Origin of the sequence: Lachnobacterium bovis DSM 14045, from assembly GCF_900107245.1 — a bacterium.
Lineage (GTDB): Bacteria > Bacillota > Clostridia > Lachnospirales > Lachnospiraceae > Roseburia > Roseburia bovis.
In genome coordinates, this window is record NZ_FNPG01000008.1 from 109,037 (window position 1) to 129,487 (window position 20,451).

The 20,451-nt window shown below is 31.9% G+C and carries 16 protein-coding genes and 1 riboswitch; all 16 genes read left to right on the plus strand.

What is annotated here, in order from left to right; genetic code table 11:
- Window positions 1-41 precede the first annotated feature (41 nt).
- Window positions 42-881 (plus strand): 3-hydroxyacyl-CoA dehydrogenase family protein, encoded by an 840-nt coding sequence (locus tag BLV79_RS04080; RefSeq protein WP_074716380.1) that lies wholly within the window; start codon window positions 42-44, stop codon window positions 879-881.
- Window positions 882-916: 35 nt separating this feature from the next.
- On the plus strand, window positions 917-2,071 hold the full coding sequence (locus BLV79_RS04085; protein ID WP_074716382.1) for an acyl-CoA dehydrogenase: 1,155 nt from the start codon (window positions 917-919) through the stop codon (window positions 2,069-2,071).
- Window positions 2,072-2,158: 87 nt separating this feature from the next.
- Entirely contained in the window at window positions 2,159-2,941 is a 783-nt protein-coding gene (locus BLV79_RS04090; RefSeq protein WP_074716384.1) for an electron transfer flavoprotein subunit beta/FixA family protein, read from the plus strand.
- A gap of 29 nt (window positions 2,942-2,970) precedes the next feature.
- Window positions 2,971-4,011 carry an electron transfer flavoprotein subunit alpha/FixB family protein gene (locus BLV79_RS04095; RefSeq protein WP_074716386.1) on the plus strand — a complete coding sequence of 347 codons (1,041 nt, stop codon included), beginning with the start codon at window positions 2,971-2,973 and terminating at the stop codon, window positions 4,009-4,011.
- A gap of 308 nt (window positions 4,012-4,319) precedes the next feature.
- Complete coding sequence (locus BLV79_RS04100; protein ID WP_074716387.1) at window positions 4,320-9,362, plus strand: S8 family serine peptidase; 5,043 nt, start codon at window positions 4,320-4,322, stop codon at window positions 9,360-9,362.
- Window positions 9,363-9,521: 159 nt separating this feature from the next.
- The gene (gene coaBC / locus BLV79_RS04105; protein WP_074716389.1) at window positions 9,522-10,718 is read left to right on the plus strand and encodes a bifunctional phosphopantothenoylcysteine decarboxylase/phosphopantothenate--cysteine ligase CoaBC; all 1,197 of its coding nucleotides are present in this window, start codon (window positions 9,522-9,524) and stop codon (window positions 10,716-10,718) included.
- 36 nt (window positions 10,719-10,754) lie between these two features.
- Complete coding sequence (locus BLV79_RS04110) at window positions 10,755-12,896, plus strand: Tex family protein (protein WP_074716391.1); 2,142 nt, start codon at window positions 10,755-10,757, stop codon at window positions 12,894-12,896.
- Window positions 12,897-12,988: 92 nt separating this feature from the next.
- Window positions 12,989-13,104, plus strand: a riboswitch (FMN riboswitch).
- A gap of 152 nt (window positions 13,105-13,256) precedes the next feature.
- A complete protein-coding gene (locus BLV79_RS04115; protein WP_074716393.1) occupies window positions 13,257-13,865 on the plus strand; it encodes an ECF transporter S component in 609 nt (202 codons plus the stop codon).
- A gap of 267 nt (window positions 13,866-14,132) precedes the next feature.
- On the plus strand, window positions 14,133-14,642 hold the full coding sequence (locus BLV79_RS04120; protein WP_074716395.1) for a YcxB family protein: 510 nt from the start codon (window positions 14,133-14,135) through the stop codon (window positions 14,640-14,642).
- Between the two features lie 9 nt (window positions 14,643-14,651).
- Window positions 14,652-15,080: a tRNA (adenosine(37)-N6)-threonylcarbamoyltransferase complex ATPase subunit type 1 TsaE gene (gene tsaE / locus BLV79_RS04125; RefSeq protein WP_074716397.1), complete on the plus strand. Its 429-nt coding sequence runs from the start codon at window positions 14,652-14,654 to the stop codon at window positions 15,078-15,080.
- 18 nt (window positions 15,081-15,098) lie between these two features.
- Window positions 15,099-15,839, plus strand: a complete 741-nt coding sequence (gene tsaB / locus BLV79_RS04130) for a tRNA (adenosine(37)-N6)-threonylcarbamoyltransferase complex dimerization subunit type 1 TsaB (protein WP_074716399.1) — start codon at window positions 15,099-15,101, stop codon at window positions 15,837-15,839.
- 99 nt (window positions 15,840-15,938) lie between these two features.
- Window positions 15,939-16,373, plus strand: a complete 435-nt coding sequence (gene rimI, locus BLV79_RS04135) for a ribosomal protein S18-alanine N-acetyltransferase (RefSeq protein WP_074716401.1) — start codon at window positions 15,939-15,941, stop codon at window positions 16,371-16,373.
- A gap of 39 nt (window positions 16,374-16,412) precedes the next feature.
- A complete protein-coding gene (locus tag BLV79_RS04140) occupies window positions 16,413-17,324 on the plus strand; it encodes a ribonuclease Z (protein ID WP_074716403.1) in 912 nt (303 codons plus the stop codon).
- A 2-nt stretch (window positions 17,325-17,326) separates the two neighbouring features.
- The gene (locus tag BLV79_RS04145) at window positions 17,327-17,908 is read left to right on the plus strand and encodes a DUF6715 family protein (protein WP_074716405.1); all 582 of its coding nucleotides are present in this window, start codon (window positions 17,327-17,329) and stop codon (window positions 17,906-17,908) included.
- A 100-nt stretch (window positions 17,909-18,008) separates the two neighbouring features.
- Complete coding sequence (gene tsaD, locus BLV79_RS04150) at window positions 18,009-19,031, plus strand: tRNA (adenosine(37)-N6)-threonylcarbamoyltransferase complex transferase subunit TsaD (protein ID WP_074716407.1); 1,023 nt, start codon at window positions 18,009-18,011, stop codon at window positions 19,029-19,031.
- A gap of 350 nt (window positions 19,032-19,381) precedes the next feature.
- Complete coding sequence (gene ispD / locus BLV79_RS04155) at window positions 19,382-20,122, plus strand: 2-C-methyl-D-erythritol 4-phosphate cytidylyltransferase (RefSeq protein WP_074716409.1); 741 nt, start codon at window positions 19,382-19,384, stop codon at window positions 20,120-20,122.
- Window positions 20,123-20,451: the final 329 nt, after the last annotated feature.

Sequence of the window (20,451 nt, forward strand, 5' to 3'; positions counted from 1 at the left end):
GGTTTGAAAAATAAATTGAAATAAAAAAGGAGATAATAAAGATGAAGGTAGGAGTAATCGGAGCAGGAACAATGGGTTCTGGAATCGCACAGGCTTTTGCACAGACAGAAGGATATGAAGTATATTTATGCGATATTAATGAAGAATTTGCAGCAAACGGAAAAAATAAGATTAAAAAATCTTTAGATAGAATGGTTTTTAAAGGAAAAATGGCACAAGAAGATGCTGATAAAATTTTAGGAAAAATCACAACAGGTGTTAAAACAATCTGTACTGATGCAGATTTAATTGTTGAGGCAGCACTTGAAGTTATGAAAGTAAAACAGGATACATTCAAAGAGTTACAGGATATTGTGCCAGCTGATTGTATTTTTGCATCAAACACATCATCATTATCAATCACAGAAATTGGAGCAGGATTAGACAGACCAGTAATCGGTATGCATTTCTTTAATCCAGCACCAGTAATGAAATTAATCGAAGTTATCAAGGGTGAGAACACACCAGATGATCTTAATGATAAAATCGTTGCTATTTCAAAAGAAATCGGAAAAACTCCAGTAGAAGTTAAAGAAGCTCCTGGCTTTGTAGTAAATAGAATTTTAATTCCAATGATTAACGAAGCAATTGGAATTTATGCAGATGGCGTTGCATCAGTTGAAGGAATTGATACAGCTATGAAATTAGGTGCTAATCATCCAATGGGACCTTTAGCATTAGGAGATTTAGTCGGATTAGATATCTGTCTTGCAATCATGAACGTTTTATATGATGAGACAGGAGATCCAAAATATCGCCCACATGTATTATTAAAGAAGATGGTTCGTGCAGGAAAATTAGGACGTAAGACAGGAATCGGATTCTACGATTACAGCAAATAAAAATTCAGAACATTAAAAAACGGAGGAATTAAATCATGGATTTTACTTTAGACAAGAAACATGAGATGGCTCGCAACTTATTCAGAGAGTTCGCAGAGACAGAAGTAAAACCTCTTGCGCAGGAAGTTGATGAAACAGAAGTTTTCCCACGCGAGACAGTTACTAAAATGCAGAAATTTGGATTCATGGGAATCCCAGTACCAAAAGAATTCGGTGGACAAGGATGCGATCCTTTAACATATGTTATGTGCGTTGAAGAATTATCAAAAGTTTGTGCAACAACAGGCGTTATTGTTTCAGCTCATACATCACTTTGTATTGATCCAATCATGACATTTGGTACACAAGAACAAAAAGAAAAATATGTAAGACCACTTTCGACAGGTGAAAAACTTGGTGCATTTGCTTTAACAGAGCCAGGTGCTGGTACAGATGCACAGGGTGCTCAGACAAAAGCAGTATTAGATGGCGATGAGTGGGTATTAAATGGTTCAAAATGTTTCATTACTAATGGTAAAGAAGCAGATGTTTATATCGTAATCGCGGTTACATCAGTAACAGAAGATAAGAGAGGAAGAAAGAAAAAGAACTTCTCAGCATTTATCGTTGATAAAGATGCTCCAGGCTTCTCATTTGGTACAAAAGAAAAGAAAATGGGTATTCGCGGATCTTCTACATACGAATTAATTTTTGAAGATTGTAGAATTCCAAAAGATAACTTATTAGGAGCTCAAGGAAAAGGATTTAGCATTGCAATGCATACGCTAGATGGTGGACGTATTGGTATTGCGGCACAGGCACTAGGTATTGCAGAAGGTGCTCTTGAGCGTTGTATTGAATACACAAAAGAAAGAAAACAGTTCGGACGTTCAATTGCTCAACAGCAGAATACACAGTTCAAACTTGCAGATATGGCAGCAAGAGTAGAAGCTGCTCAGTTATTAGTATATAAAGCTGCTCAGGCTAAAGCTACACAGAAGAGATATTCTTTAGAAGCAGCAAAAGCAAAATTATTTGCAGCAGAGACAGCAATGGCTGTAACAACAGAGGTTGTACAATTATTCGGTGGATATGGATATATTAGAGAATATGATGTAGAACGTATGATGAGAGATGCAAAGATTACAGAAATTTACGAAGGAACATCAGAAGTTCAAAGAATGGTAATCGCAGGAAACTTATTAGCTTAGTACATTATATTATTTATGTTAGTTGGTATGAAGTAATTTTACGATTGCCAATTAACATAATCAACAAAAATAAAGGAGAACAGATACATGAAAATAGTAGTATGTATTAAACAAGTTCCTGATACAAAGGGTGGCGTAAAGTTTAATCCAGACGGAACTTTAGATAGAGCAGCTATGCTTGCTATCATGAACCCAGATGACAAAGCTGGACTTGAAGCAGCACTTAGAATAAAAGATGAAATTGGCGCAGAGGTTACAGTTCTTACAATGGGTCTTCCAAAAGCAGAGGATGTATTGAGAGAAGCATTAGCAATGGGTGCAGATAATGCAATCCTTGTAACAGATAGGGTACTTGGTGGAGCTGATACATGGGCAACATCAACAACTATTGCAGGCGCACTTAGAAATATTGATTATGATTTAATTATTACAGGACGTCAGGCTATTGATGGTGATACAGCTCAGGTAGGACCACAGATTGCTGAACATTTAGGACTTCCAGTAATTTCATATGCTGAAGAAATCAAATTAGATGGTGATTCAGTCGTTGTAAAACGTCAGTATGAAGATAGATATCATGAATTAAAAGTTCAAATGCCATGCTTAATTACAGCACTTTCAGAATTAAATGAGCCAAGATACATGACACCAGGCGGAATTTGGGATGCATTTGATAAAGATATTACAATTTGGGGAAGAAACGATCTTAAAGATGTAGATGATTCAGATTTAGGACTTAAAGGATCTCCTACAAAAATCGCAAAAGCATCAGACAAAGTACGTAAAGGTGCTGGCGAAAAAGTAACTCTTGATCCAAAAGAGTCAGTAGAGTATCTTGTAGGCAAATTAAAAGAAAAACATATTATATAATAGAATAAAAAAGAAAAGTGGTGAAAAAAATGGGCTTAGAAGAATATAAAGGCGTATTCGTATACGCACAACAGGTAGATAATGAAATTAGTTCTATTTCTTATGAATTAATAGGAAAAGGTAAAGAATTAGCAGCTGACTTAGGAACAGAAGTAACAGCAGTATTACTTGGTTCAAACGTAAAAGGTTTAGCTGATCAATTAGGTGAACATGGAGCAGATAAAGTTATCGTTGTAGATGATAAAGCTCTTGAAACATATAGAACAGAACCATACGCAGAAGCACTTTCAGCAGTAATCAATGAATATAAACCAGAGATTATGTTAGTTGGAGCTACAGCAATCGGTAGAGATCTTGGACCTACAGTTTCTGCAAGAGTAAAAACAGGACTTACAGCAGATTGTACAAAACTTGAGATTGGTGATTTTCCAATCAATCCAATGCCAGGTAAAGAACAGAAACACAATCAGTTATTAATGACAAGACCAGCATTTGGTGGAAACACAATTGCTACAATTGCATGTCCAGATAACCGTCCACAGATGGCAACAGTTCGTCCAGGCGTTATGCAGGCACTTCCAAAAGAAGCTGGAAGAAAAGCTGAAGTAATTGAATTTAACCCAGAATTAAAAGAATCAAAAAGATGGGTAGAAATTCTTAAAGTTGTAAAAGCAGTAGGACACGTTGAAAACATCATGGATGCTAAAATCTTAGTATCAGGTGGTCGTGGAGTAGGAAGCGAAGAAGGCTTTAAAGATTTAAGAGAATTAGCTGATGTTTTAGGCGGAATGGTAAGCTGTTCACGTGCAGTAGTAGAGAATGGTTGGTTGGCTCAGGATTATCAGGTAGGACAGACTGGTAAGACAGTAAGACCAAACGTATATTTTGCAATTGGTATTTCTGGTGCAATTCAACATACAGCAGGTATGGAAGATTCAGATCTTATCATCGCAATCAATAAAGATGAAGATGCTCCAATCTTTGATGTTGCTGACTACGGTATCGTTGGTGACTTACATAAGATAGTCCCAGCTCTTACAGCTGCTTTAAAAGAAGAATTAGCAAAATAATAAGTATTTAATATAATTAAAATAAAAGGCTCTATATCATAAAAATGATTCTAAAATGCTAGATTTCATTATGATATAGAGCTTTTTTGCTGTAATAATCTTAAAAAAGAATGTAAGTATAAAAAAATGTAGCTATATCTCTGAATGTTAATAAAATTAATGAAATTATTAAATAAAAAAAAGTATTCAAAAAATATTGACAATGAAAGAGAAAGTTGTATACTTTTAGCAAAGGTATTTGACTTTTTTGCGACTATTCAAACGAGTTGCTAGAAAAGTAATACACTTTAGGAAGAGGAGGACAGTTTATGAAAAAAGCTTTTAGGAAAACTTTTAAGCAAGTAAGTGCAATTGCGCTTGCTTTAGGAGTTGTTGTTACTTCAGCTGGATTCAATAAAGTACCTGTATATGCACAGCAGGGAGAAAAGAAAACGACTGACAGTAAAACGATTGAAGATTTGAATAAAACAGCACTTTCGGTTTTATCAAATTCAAATAACAAATTAAGTAAAGAAGAAGACAAAAAAGATCCCAAAGAAGTAGTTCGAATAATTGTAGAGTTAAATGAAGAACCTGCAATTGAAAAAACAAAAGATGATGATTACACAAATCAGACTAAAAAAATTGAAAAAGAAGTAAAGAATAATCAAAGTGATGTAATCAAAAAAGTTGAGGAGTTAACAGGAGCATCGGTTATTAATCAATCATCATATCTTGTGAACAGTTTTTCAATAGAAGCTGCTCGAGGCTATATTGATCAAATCAAATCCCTAAAGGGTGTAAAAAATGTTTATGAAGCTTCTTCAGTAAAAACAGAGATGGATTCTGCACTTGAAATAGGAAATGTTTTAAATGCATGGAAAAATGGCAAAAAAACAGGCTATCAAGGTGAAGGTGTTGTAGTTTCCATAATAGATACTGGAGTAAACTATGAACATAAAGATATGGCATTAGAGAAAAATGTCAAAACAAAACACTCTAAATCATGGTGGGAAAACCAAATAAAATTATTAGGATATGGAAAATATTATTCAAAAAAAGTTCCATTCGGATACAGCTATAGCAATGGAAACGATGAAGTATTAAATGATCGTTCAACTCATGGCTATCACGTTGCAGGTATTACTGCCGCAAATGGAAAACCAAATGATGGAATGGAATCTATACAAGGTGTAGCACCAAAGGCACAGGTTATCGGAATGCAAGTATTTACAGCAGATCCAAATAACTCAAGTGCTTATACTGATGATATAGTAAAAGCTATAGAAGATTCAGTAAAATTAGATGCAGACGTTATTAACATGAGTTTAGGCTCAGATAGTGGTTTTGATACTGACGCAGATTTTATAGAAGCAGCAGTAGAAAAAGCATATCAAGCAGGTGTAGTATCAGCCATTTCAGCTGGAAACTCAGGAACAAGTGATTCACTAAGAGGTGATAATACTTCTTATAAAGAAGCTATAAATTTAGTAGATGATGCAATGATAGGTTCACCTTCAGCGTATAAAAATTCTTTGTCAGTTGCTTCATATAACAACAATAGTGTTTACCAGGATGTATTAAAAATCAAACAAAACGGTAAAGAAATTGGCTCTTATCCAGCTACAACAGTAGATGGAGATAAGAAATGGAGTGACTTAAAAGACACATATGAACTCGTAGATTGTGGCAAGGGAAATAAAGAAGAATGTGAAAAAGTAGATGTAAAAGGAAAAATTGCAGTAATCAAACGTGGTGATATTACTTTTACACAAAAGGCAGCAAATGCAATAGATGCAGGAGCTATCGGAGTTGTTTTATATAATTCAGATGCATATCCAAATGCATATATTGCACCAAGTGTTGATAGTAAAATTCCATTTGTTTCAATTTCAAACAATGCTGGTAAGGAATTGTTAAAAAATATGAAAGATAATGGAGCAACAGGCTATTCGTTTGCACAAGGAAAAGATTTTAAAGAAAATGTAAATGCCGGACAAAACAAAGAAGAAATGTCTGATTTTTCTTCATGGGGTCCAACACCAACATTAGATATTAAGCCAGAAATCTCAGCTCCTGGTGGAATGATTTATTCCTTAAATTCAGGAAAAGCAGGATATCAGTACATGAGTGGCACTTCAATGGCATCACCATATGTTGCAGGAGCAGAAGCTCTTATCAAACAGTCAATGAATAAAAGAAAACTTTCATTTGCAGGAAGCAAAAATGTTGACTTCATGAAAGAAGTTATAATGAACACTGCAAAACCTGTAATTAATAAAAATTCACAGACACCATATTCAGTAAGATATCAAGGTGCAGGCTTACTTGATGTAGCGGGCGCTACTGAAGTAAATGTTACTGCTACATATAAAGGAGAAGCTTGTGTTGAATTAAGACAAATTCCAAAAGGAACAAAAGATGTAAACTTTGATATTACTTTTACAAACTATGGTTCTAAAAAAGAAACATATAATTTTGCTCCAGATAAAGTATATATAAATGGTGTTAGCGACTCTAATGAAGATGTCATTAAAGAGGTACAAGGAGCCAGTGTAACATATAATCAAAGTCAGATAACAGTTCCTAAAAAAGGAAAAGTAACTGTAACAGCAACATTACATTTGACAAAAGATTACACAGAAAATTCTTATGTTGAATCATTTTTACATTTTGAAAATACAGAAGGAATCAGCTTAGGAATGCCAGTTTTAGGCTTTTATGGCAACTGGGGAACAGAAAAAATAATTGACAGTCCAATTTATGAAAAAGATTCATATTATGGAAAAACAGGATTGACAGATGGTAATAATACTTATCTTGGAGAAGATTATTTTGCAACACAAAATGAAGGAAAAATTAACAAAGACTATATTTCAATTTCTCCAAATAATGATGGAGTATTAGACAGTGCTTATCCATATTTAACAATGCTTAGAAATGCTAATCAAATGTCAATGCGAATCGAAGATGCTAATGGTGCTCTTGTATCGGATTTAGGAACAATTGATTATATTCAAAAATCAACATTAGAACATGAAGGACAAGGATCTTTTGCAACATTAATCAATAATAAGATTGGTTGGGATGGAACCGTATATAATCAAGCCACAGGTAAGCCTGTAACAGTAAAAGATGGTCAATATTATTTTGTTATAAAAGCAAATATTGGTTTTGCAGAAACAGATGCACAAGAACTTAAAATTCCAATTAAAGTAGACACAGTTAAACCTGTAATTTCTACAACAGTTGGAAAAATTGGTGACAAATACTACGCATATATTACTGGATCAGATGATAGTTCAGGTTTAGCAGGTCAAATGTATGTTGCAGTTGGTAGTAAGAATCAAAAAGAAGGCCAAAAAGTTCTATTAAAAGATTTAGATAGTATAGAAAACGCTGATGGAACAAAAACATATACATACGATATTACACAACAGGTTAACAAGAATCAAGGAAAAGAAAATTATTTATATGTAATGGGATTAGATAATGCAGGTAATATTTCAGATAATTATAGTATATTCATTCCAAGTAAAATTAAGACAGTAACTTTTGATAATTTAGAAGATCAAATGACTGTTGAAAAAGATGGTGTTTATACATTTACAGGAAGCCTACCAGCAGGTTCAGCACTTACAATGACAACAGCAGATGGAACTGTTTCAAATGCAACAGTATCTGGAACAAACTTTACTTGTGATGTTGCATTAGTAAAAGGTGATAACACTATTGTTGTAAAAGCAACAAAGGATAATAAATCAATATTTGAAAAGACATATAAAGTAAAAGTTGAGGCAAAAGATAAAAAAGCTCCAACGGTAGATGTTGATTTACAAGATAGCTCAGCAAAGGTTGTAACTACAGACAAGAAGACATCAAATAATGCAACAGTTAATTTGATATATGTTGCAGATAACGGGGCAGATAAGATTAATGCTCGAGTTAAAGCTAATGATGAAAATGAATTTAGTATTGAAGCAGTGTCAGATATCACAAAAGAACAGTTGATTAAAGACACAGCTAAGGGACAGTTTATTACAGATATTCTTTTAAAAGATAAATCAAAAGATTATGATTTGTATGTGTTCCATGTAAAAGATGTAGCAGGTAATGAAGCTGAGTATGATTATTATGTTTATCATGGTTCAGTAAGTGATGCAAAGAAATTCTTTAATCTTTCATTTAAGATGACATCAGAGAATTTCTCATCAGTGATGAAATTAAATCCATCAAAATTAAATAATGATGGAACTTATACTATTGAAGGAAAAGTAAATTTTGAGCCAAGTGTATTCAAAATTGGTGAAACACCTGTAAAAGTAAATAAAGACGGAACATTTACTCATACAATACCACTTAATGATGGATTAAATAGAGTATATATCTACGCAGCTGATGTAAAACCAGATGGAAATGTAGAAAAATTATATTCAAATTATGCATATAGACTTTATTATAGTAAATATGCACCACAAATTAATATTACTAATATAGTTGATGCACAAACTAAAAATGTAAATCAGCAAAATGGAACAGATTTGAATATATCACATGATAAAGATGTATACGTAAAGAATGAGGATGGTGTAGTATACACAAATAATTCAAATTACGTAATCAAAGGAAATGTTACAGATACATATAACAACATAGAAGTTTCATTAAATCAAAAAGTACTATACAGATCAATGGATATGTGTGAAGGAAAAGCTGATTACAAAATTGATTATCATGCTAAATTACAAGAAGGCGATAATTACTTTACAATAACAGCATCAAATATTGGTGGAATGGTTGCACAAAAAGTAGTAAAAGTTAAACTTGATACAAAAGCACCAGAAAAACCTGTAGTAAATATTGATGAAAATGGTAAAGTGATTTTAGCAGCAGCAGATGTTGATACAGCTAAAGTTTATTATTCAGTGAACGGTGGCGAATATCAAGAATATCAAGGTAACTTTATGTTGAAAGATGGAGATGAAATAGTAGTAAAATCTGTAGACAATGCAGGAAATGAGACATTTTCAGATAAGTACAAAGTTACTGTAGCAAAAGAAAATAAAAAAGTAAAAGTTGATTTAAAGGATGCCGAAGTCAGTGATATTCCAACACAGCTTTACACAGGTAAATCAATAAAACCATCAGTAGCAGTATTTTATAAAGATGAACTTCTTAAAAAAGGCAAAGATTATTCAGTAAGCTACAAGAATAATAAAAAAGAAGGAACTGCCACAGTAGTTATAACCGGAAAAGGTAAATATAAAGGTAAAGTGACTAAGAAATTTAAAATTAAAAAGTCATCGAACCAAACTAAAAAAGAAAAAACTAAAAAAGAAAAAACAAAAAAAGAAAACAAAAAAAATAGATAATAGAATATCTATTTGTATAAAAACTAGGTTTTAAGAGACGGCTTCGGTCGTCTCTTTTTAAAGTGAGCCGTGTTGAATTTGTCACGAAGGAATTTTATTAAAAAATTTATCTAATCATGATATAATAGTTGAGAAGTATCAAAAGAGGAGATTTAAATTATGTTAAAAGGCAAAACTATAGTTTTAGGAGTTACGGGGAGTATAGCAGCATATAAAATTGCAAATTTAGCAAGTTCATTGGTTAAATTACATGCAGATGTACATGTAATAATGACAAAAAATGCGACTAATTTTATAACACCAATAACTTTTGAAACATTAACAAGCAATAAATGTATAGTAGATACATTTGATAGAAACTTTAATTATGAAGTAGAACATATATCATTGGCTAAAAAAGCAGATATATTTATGATTGCGCCAGCATCAGCAAATATAATAGGAAAAATTGCAAATGGAATAGCTGATGATATGTTAAGTACAACAATTATGGCGACTAAAGCACCTAAAATTATTTCACCAGCAATGAATACAAACATGTTTTTAAACCCAATAGTTCAAGATAATTTAAAAAAACTAGAACACTATGGCTATGAAATAATACAACCGGTATGTGGTTATTTAGCGTGCAAAGATACAGGTGCAGGTAAGATGCCAGAACCAGAATTTTTAAAAGAATATATTTTAAAAACAATAGCAAGAGAAAAAGATTTAAAAGGAAAAAAAATCTTGATTACAGCAGGTTCCACCCAAGAAAAAATAGATCCAGTCAGATATATAACCAATCATTCTACTGGAAAAATGGGCTATGCCTTAGCAAAAGTTGCGATGCAGCGAGGTGCAAAAGTAACATTAGTAAGTGGAAAAACATCGTTATCAGATGTAAATTTTGTGGATAAAATAGATGTAACAAGTGCAAAAGATATGTTTGAGGCGGTCAAAAAATTAGCACCAAGTCAGGATATAATAATCAAGGCGGCAGCAGTGGCAGATTTTCGTCCTAAAAATCCTAAAGATGAAAAAATAAAGAAAAAAAATTCATCAAATGTTATAGAATTAGAAAAAACAGATGATATTTTACAATATTTAGGTCAAAATAAAAAAGCTAATCAATTTTTATGTGGTTTTTCCATGGAAACAGAAAATATGATAGAAAATTCTAAAGCAAAACTCGAACGCAAAAATGCAGATTTAATAGTTGCAAATAATTTAAAAACAAAAGGCGCAGGTTTTGGGACAGATACAAATGTTGTAACATTTATAACAAAGGATGCAACAAGACAGTTAGAGCTGATGACTAAAGAAGAAGTCGCAGATGAAATATTAAATGAGATTTTATCAAAACTTGAAAAATAGTTGATGAATTAAAAGTAAAAATATAAGGAGACTATAATGGATATAATTGTAGAAATTGCACAGGAACTACAAATCAGAAAAGAACAGGTACTTGCAACAGTAAAACTTATTGATGAAGGAAACACAATTCCTTTTATTGCGCGATACAGAAAAGAAGTTACCGGAGCACTTAATGATGAGGTACTTAGAAATTTATACGAAAGATTAACTTATCTTCGCAATCTAGAAGAGAAAAAAGCAACAGTATTAAAAAGTATAAGTGAACAAGAAAAATTAACTCCAGAACTTGAACAAAAGATTAAAGCAGCAAAAACACAAATAGCAGTAGATGATTTATATCGTCCATACAGACCAAAACGTAGAACAAGAGCAACAATAGCTAAAGAAAAAGGTTTAGAGCCATTAGCCAATATTATTTTGCTTCAAAATAATTCTACCAATATATTAGAAGAGGCTAATAAATATATTAATGCTGAAAAAGAAGTAGAAACACTAGAAGATGCCTTAAATGGCGCAAAAGATATAATTGCTGAGGGCATTTCAGAGGACGCAAAATATAGAGAAAAAATAAGAAAAACTACTTTTGAAAAAGGACTTATTACATCAAAAGCAAAGGATGAAGAAGTAGAATCGGTTTATGAAAAATATTACGACCACGTGGAGCCATTAAATAAACTTCCAGGGCACAGAGTTTTAGCACTCAATCGTGGTGAAAAAGAAAAAATATTAAACATAAAAATAGAAGCACCAAAGGATGAAATTATTAATTACCTAAAAAAACAAATAATTCATACATCAAATAATGAAATACAAAATATTTTAACTGAAACAATAGAAGATGCATATGACAGACTAATTGCACCATCGGTTGAACGAGAAATCAGAAATGATTGTACAGAAAAAGCTGAAGAAAGTGCTACAAAAGTATTCGGTAAAAATTTAGAACAATTGCTAATGCAACCTCCAATTGCAGGAAAAGTTGTATTAGGATGGGATCCAGCTTTTAGAACAGGTTGTAAGATTGCAATTGTTGATCCAACAGGAAAAGTGTTAGATACAACAGTAGTTTTCCCAACAGCTCCACAAAATAAAGTAGAAGAAACGAAAATAATAATAAAAAGATTAATTGAAAAATACAATGTTTCATTAATATCATTAGGAAATGGAACAGCATCAAGAGAATCAGAACAAATAATTGTTGGCATCATTAAAGAAATTCAAAAAGATGTTCAATATATTATTGTAAACGAAGCAGGAGCGTCAGTTTATTCAGCAAGTAAATTGGCAACAGAAGAATTTCCTAATTTTGACGTAGGACAAAGAAGTGCAACATCAATGGCAAGACGTCTCCAGGATCCACTCGCAGAGCTTGTAAAAATTGATCCAAAATCGATTGGCGTTGGACAATATCAGCACGATATGAATCAGAAGAATTTAAGTGAAGCCTTAGGAAATGTTGTAGAAGATTGCGTTAATAAAGTTGGAATTGACTTAAATACAGCATCAGTTTCTCTATTAGAATATGTCTCAGGAATTTCAAAAGCTGTAGCAAAAAATATTGTTGCGTACAGAGAGGAAAATGGTAAGTTTACTAATAGAAAACAATTATTAAAAGTCGCAAAACTAGGACCAAAAGCATATGAACAATGTGCAGGTTTCATGAGAATACTAGATGGTGATAATCCATTAGACTCGACTGCAGTTCACCCGGAATCATATGAAGCAGCATCAACTCTTTTAAAATCTTTAGGCTATACAAAAGAAGATATCAAAGAAAGAAAGTTAGGTTCACTTCATACTATAATAAAAAACTATGGTGAATTAGCAAAAGAACTCAATATAGGAGAAATGACATTACAAGATATTGTAAAAGAATTAGAAAAACCTGCGAGAGACCCAAGAGAAGATATGCCTAAACCAATTTTAAGAAGTGATATCTTAGAGTTAGACGATCTTAAACCAGGAATGATTCTAAAAGGAACAGTACGAAATGTAATAGATTTTGGAGCATTTATTGATATAGGAGTTCATCAAGATGGCTTAGTTCATATATCAGAGATATGTGATAAATATATAAAGCATCCTCTAGAAGTTATAAGTGTAGGAGATGTTGTTGATGTAAAAGTGTTAAGTGTAGATGTTAAGAAAAAAAGAATACAATTGTCTATGAAATTATAAAAAATGTTTGACTTTTTTATAGAGATGATATAATATCATCTTAGAGTAAATAGTAATGCAACCGCATGAAAGTGTAAGAAAAAATAAAAGAATAAAGTCTTCAGGGCAGGGTTAATTTCCCGACCGGCGGTAAAGTCCGCGAGCTCGTTAGAGTTGATTTGGTGCAATTCCAAAACCGACAGTAAAGTCTGGATGGAAGAAGATAAGCAAGAAACAACATTATAGGTGTTTTTTCAATTGCGATAAAAATTATTTTAAGAATATTTAATGCCCTGGTACAGATAATGTATTAGGGCATTTTTTGAAGACTTCGTTCTGCAAAGGAAGGAGAAGATCATATCAAATATGATCGTATAAGAAATGGATAATACTTATAGAGAAAAAAAATCAAAAATATCAGTTAGAGCATTATGCTCTGTAGCAATGTTATCAGCAATTGCATTTGTGCTAATGTATATAGAAGTTCCAGCTATTTTAATGCCTAGTTTTATAAAACTAGATGTTTCTGATTTGCCAGCATTAATTGGAACCTTTACATTTGGCCCAATAGCAGGATTATTAATCGAAGTAATCAAGAACTTATTACACTTGCCATTTTCACAGACATTTGGAATAGGTGAGCTATCAAATGCGTTGTTAGGAATAGCATTTGTAGTACCAGCAGGTATTATTTATAATAAGAACAAAACGAAAAAGACAGCTATAGTTGCATCACTAGTTGGAGCAGCGATAATGGCAATATTAAGTTTTCCAATCAATTATTTTATAGTTTATCCTGCATATTATAATTTCTTATCAGAGGCAGCCATTGTAAAAATGTATCAAGTGATTTGCCCAGCTGTAAAAAATATTAGTCAATGCTTATTGGTATTTAATGTACCATTTACATTTGTTAAAGCTATGATTTGCGTTATAATAACAGTTTTTGTATATAAACCATTATCTCCACTATTAAAAGGAAGACACTAATAATAAAGTGAGTATTTAATACAAAACAATAACAACAATAATGATAACATGAAACAGTAATAAAAAATAAAATAAAAATTTACACTCCTATGCTAAAAAATAAATAGCATAGGAGTTTTTAATTTTATAAGATTAATATACCCATCGATTTCTCGTATCTTTTCTTTTTAATATACAAATGATATAATAAACATGGAATAGTTTGTTTTGAGTAAGATCCTATTAAAAAAATTAGGAAAGGAAAAGCTAATAATTAGCAGAAGACAAATGAGAGTAGAATTTAAAACACAACTAAAAAGAGAGAATTTATTTAAATTTAATATGTATCAGATTTATACAAGTTTCCAAGGAATATTGTCTATTATTGTAGCTGTTTTTGTTATTGTGGTAGGATTTTATAATTTAGGAAAAGTTACACCACAAAAAACAATACTAACATTTGCAATAGGATTATTATTTCTATTTTATTTGCCGATTACTCTTTATAGACGTGCAGAAGTGGCACTAAAAAAGAACGAAGTTTTGGCAGGAGAAATTCAGTATATTTTATCTGAAGAGGGCGTAAAAGTTCAGTGTGGTGACGAAGAAGCACTCTTGCCATGGGAATGTGTATATAAAGTCGTGGCAACTAAAACTAATATTTTAATTTATTCAACAAGAGTGAACGCATACGTTATTCCAAGAAAACAAGTAGAAGATATTTATGGAGATATTTTTAAAGTTGTAAATGAAAACTTAGAAAAATATCGTGTTAGTATGAAACCACATAAGGCATAAGGAGCAATAATGGTAGTAATAGAGACAAATTCTGCAGAAGAAACATTTGAATTAGGAAAAAAGATTGGAGAAAAGGCCAAAAAAGGTGAAGTTTATACACTTATAGGAGATTTAGGTGTAGGAAAAACTGTGTTCACGCAAGGTCTGGCAAAAGGGCTAGAAATTGAAGAACCAATCAATAGTCCGACATTCACAATTGTACAAGAGTACGATGATGGTAGAATGCCATTTTATCATTTTGATGTGTACAGAATAGGTGATGTCGAAGAAATGGAAGAAATAGGCTATGAGGATTATTTCTATGGTGAGGGTTTAACCATGATAGAGTGGTCCAACTTGATTGAAGAAATTCTTCCAGAACATAGAAAAGAGATTATAATAGAAAAAGATTTAGAAAAAGGTTTCGATTATAGGAAAATCACTATAAACGACCTATAGAAGTAAGAGGTTTTAGAAATGAAGTTATTAGCAATTGACAGTTCAGGCATGGTTGCGTCTGTAGCAGTAGTGGATGAAGAGAAAGTTTTAGGAGAATATACAATAAACAATAAAAAAACACATTCTCAGACACTTTTACCAATGATTGACGAAGTCGTAAAAATGCTAGAATTAGACTTAGAAGAAATTGATGCAATAGCAATTTCAGAAGGACCAGGATCATTTACAGGATTAAGAATAGGTTCTGCAACAGCCAAAGGAATTGGATTAGCACTCAACAAAAAAATAGTAGAAGTACCAACAGTTGAAGCATTAGCGTGGAATGTTTGGCCAACAGATTCATTGATTTGTCCATTGATGGACGCAAGAAGACAACAAGCTTATACTGGATTATTTCAAAGAAAAAACAAAGCAGACAGCAAAAATGCTAACTGTGATATAGAAGTAATTCAAAAGCAATGCGTAGTAAAAATTGAAGAAATGATTGACCAAATAAATGAGATTGGCCAAGAAGTAATCTTTTTAGGAGACGGAGTAAAAACATTTAAAGATTATATTGAACAAAATATAAAAGTGCCATTTATGTTTGCGCCAGTAAGTATGAATGAACAAAGAGCTGCATCAGTAGCTTGCTTAGGTATGAAGCTTCTTAAAGAGGGAAAAACATGTAGCGCAAGTGCACATAAGCCTAACTACTTAAGATTATCTCAGGCAGAAAGAGAAAGACAACAAAAAGTCAGAGATTTTAAAATATGTTAGGTTTAAATATAATAAGTTCAAAATGTGCTAGGTTTAAAATTTATTAAATAGAAAAACATACTAAATAAAAAATTAAAATTTCTCTTAAGGAACTTAAAAATGATAATTAGAAAAATGAAAGAACAGGACACGACAGCGGTTGCAAAAATTGAAGAAATTAATTTTGCTCAACCCTGGAGTGCTAATGCTTTTTGTGAATCATTAGCTAATAAAGATACATTATTCTTAGTTGCACAAGAAGAGAAAGAAATACTCGGATATATTGGAATGTATATATCTTTAGATGAGGGAGAAATAACTAATGTTTCAGTTTCGCCTCAACACCAAAGGAAACATGTTGCAACTAAGCTTATAGAAAACATTATAGAATTAGCACAAAAAAAGCAAGTATCTAGAATTATTTTAGAAGTTAGAAAAACAAATACACCAGCTATAAAAGCATATGAAAAACAAGGTTTCAAAATAGTAGGAGTTCGCAAGAATTTTTACGAGAAGCCAATAGAAGATGCTTATATAATGGATGTAAATATATAAGCAGTAATAATAAAAAACAAATTAGAAAGTTGGAAAGAAATGTTAGATGTATGCCTATTAGGAACAGCAGGAATGATGCCATTGCCACAAAGATGGTTAACATCACTTTTGCTTAGATATAACGGAAGCTGTCTATTAATTGATTGTGGAGAAGGCACACAAATTGCAATGAAAGAGCAAGGGCATAGCTTTAAACCTATAGACATCTTATGTGTTACGCATTTTCATGCAGATCACATAAGTGGACTCCCAGGTTTATTACTTACTATGGGAAATGCAGATCGAAGAGACCCACTAACTATTATAGGTCCTAAAGGTTTAACAAAAGTAGTAAGTGCATTAAGATCGATTGCACCAGGATTGCCATTTCAGATTAATTGCATAGAAATGACAGAAAAAGATGAATATTTTGATATAAATGGTTATCATATTCATGGCTTTAAAGTAAATCATAACGTAACATGTTATGGATATTCAGTAGAAATAAAAAGAGCAGGAAAATTTTTAGTAGAAAAAGCAAAACAACAAGAAATACCAATGAAGTTTTGGAATCCATTACAAAAAGGTCAAGTAATAGAAGAAGATGGCAGAATATATACTCCAGAAATGGTGTTAGGGCCACAGCGAAAAGGCATAAAATTGACATATTGTACAGATTCAAGACCAACAGAAACGATAGTCAAAGCAGCGCATAAGTCAGATTTGTTTATATGTGAAGGTATGTACGCTGAAAAAGAGAAAATAGAAAAAGCAAAACAATATAAACATATGACATTTTATGAAGCAGCAAAAATGGCCAAAGATGCTGAAGTTGAGGAAATGTGGTTGACACATTTTTCACCATCCTTAGTTCATGGAGAAAATTATATTCCGGCAGTAAGAAATATTTTTCCAAATTCACATTTGGGAAGAGATGGTAAAACCAAAGAATTATTATTCCAGGAGGATTAAGTATGAAAAAAACAGTAGGTTGGATTATCGCGGCAGTACTTGTAGTTGCAATAGTATGTGGAGCTTTTTTTGGTTTGTCAAAAAACAAAAATGATGATGTTGAAAAGAGTGTAAATCTCACAAAAATCGATGAGGTTATAAATAAAGATTTGCAAAAACAATATCCCAAAACACCTCGTGAAGTTGTCAAACATTATAACAAAATCCTAGAGTGTTATTACAATGAAAATCCGACTAAAAGTCAGGTGAAAAAGCTTTGTAAAAAATCATTAGAATTGTTTGATGATGACCTAAAGAAAAAGAATCCACTAGACACATATTATTCTTCTATAAGAAGTGATATAAAAAAATATAAAGATGAATCGAGAACAATTAAGCAGTCAACAGTCTGCAGCAGCAATGATGTTATGTATAAAGAAGATAAAGGGGAAGAAATTGCTTATGTCGATGCATCATATTTTATGAAAGAAGGAAAAGGTTTCGCCAAAACCTTCCAAACCTACGTTTTAAGAAAAGATAAAAACAATCAATGGAAGATTTTAGTTTGGTACAAAATAGATAAAAGCTCAACAATACAAGAATAAATCAACAAAAACAGATGCAATAAAAGCTACAACACACAACACAAATAAAAACCAACACCAATGTAACTAAAAAATAACAATAAGAGTAAGAAGTGTAAAAATGGAAAAAGAAGTAAAAATATTAGCAATAGAAAGTTCATGCGATGAAACAGCAGCAGCAGTTGTTGTAAATGGAAGAAATGTAAGATCTAATGTTATATCATCGCAAATTGATATTCATACATTATATGGAGGCGTAGTTCCAGAAATAGCGTCAAGAAACCATATAGAGAGAATTAATCAGGTAATTGAGCAAGCATTAAAAGATGCAGATACAACACTTGATGAAATTGATGCAATAGGCGTAACATATGGGCCGGGTCTAGTTGGAGCATTATTAGTAGGTGTCGCAGAAGCAAAAGCATTAGCATATGCAGCCAAAAAACCTTTATTAGGAGTTCATCATATTGAAGGCCATATTTGTGCAAATTTTATTGAAAATAAAGGATTAGAACCTCCTTTCTTGTGCTTAGTTGTATCAGGAGGTCATACTCATTTAGTTAAAGTATTAGATTACGGTAAATATGAAATTCTTGGAAAAACAAGAGACGATGCAGCAGGAGAGGCTTTTGATAAAGTCGCAAGAGCTATTGGTTTAGGTTATCCAGGCGGACCAAAGATTGAGAAAGTATCTCATGAAGGAAACCCACAATCAATTGATTTTCCACGAGCAAAAATCGTAGACGGAGAATACGATTTTAGTTTTAGTGGCCTAAAATCAGCAGTATTAAACTACCTAAATGGCTGTAAAATGAAAAATATTGAAATTAATCAAGCAGATGTAGCAGCATCGTTCCAATGCGCAGTTACGGATGTTCTAGTTGATCATGTCCGCAATGCAATAGATGAGTATAAAATGGATAAGTTTGCGATAGCAGGTGGTGTGGCTTCAAACGGAAATATCAGGGAAGCGCTACGAAAGCTCTGCCAGGAAAAAGGCGTAGAATTCTATCATCCATCACCTATTTTTTGCACAGATAATGCAGCAATGATTGGTGTGGCAGCATACTATGAGTTTATAAATGGAAAACGCGACGATCTCACATTGAATGCTATACCAAATTTAAAACTAGGCGAACGCTAAATATATCCAATAAAATTAAATAGATATACTAATTAAGTTGTTGAAGTGCCAATTTTTAGCATTACCAATTTTAGATTCTATTTAAAGAGGTGTGAAATAAAGCCGAAACCACGCTATTAAATGGCGAAGGTTTGGCTTTATTTTTTAAGAAAAAATAACTTGCATATGAAAACAACAACTATAAAATTAAGAAATAATATAAATCATTACAAATATAATAAAACAATAAACAACAACACAAATAAAATAATAATATACAAAATAACAACTGAACAAAACGAAAAATTAACCAATATAATATAAAAACGAGAATTTATAAAAAAAGAAAAATATTAAATAAGGAGAAAAAAATGAACAATAACACCATCACCCATGTTGCAATTGTATTGGCAGCTGGAAAAGGAAGTAGAATGAAGAGTGATATACCCAAACAATATCTTAAAATAAATGAAAAACCAATATTGTATTATAGCCTTAATGCTTTTCAAAAGAATCCGCAAATTTCAGAAATAATTTTAGTGACCCGCAAAGAAGATCTAAATTATTGTAAAGAAGAAATAATTAAAAAATATAATCTTGAGAAGGTAAAAAAAATTGTGCCAGGTGGTAAAGAACGTTATAATTCTGTCTATGAAGCAATAAAAACTATAAAAGTTAATGTGGGCGAAAAGATTTATGTTCACATACATGATGGAGCCCGCCCTGTTATAAGTCAGTCTGTCATAAATAACTGCATTTCAAATGTAATAAAGCATGATGCAATTGTAACAGCCGTAAAAGTAAAGGATACTATTAAAATAGTGAAAAATGGTTATATAGAGTCTACATTAGATAGAAATGCATTGTGGCAAATTCAAACACCACAATCGTTTGAACTTAATATGATTAAATCAGCCTATGAAAATATAATAAATAAAATAAAAGAAAATAATAAGAATCTTCCAACAATAACAGATGATGCCATGATTCTAGAAAACTATAATAATCAAAGAATAATTATATCAGAAGGCGACTATAAAAATATTAAAGTCACAACACCTGAGGATATGATAGTGACAGAGTGTTTTTTAAAAGTAATAGATACAGAATAATAGATAGAACACAAAACAGAATGATAAATAGAACACGAAAAACAAACATAAAACGAAAAATATAGAACATAAAAAATATAGAATAAAGAAAACACTTTGAATCAGAGAACACATATTGCATTATATTGTCATTTTAAAGTTATACAATATAATAGAAAAATGATAAAAAATAAAAATAAAAAAAATCAAAAAATGTGTTGACAATGTAATGGTAAAGTGATATTATAATACCTGCACTGAGCAAGACACGGAGAGGTATCGAAGTGGTCATAACGAGGCGGTCTTGAAAACCGTTTGTCCGCAAGGGCACGTGGGTTCGAATCCCACCC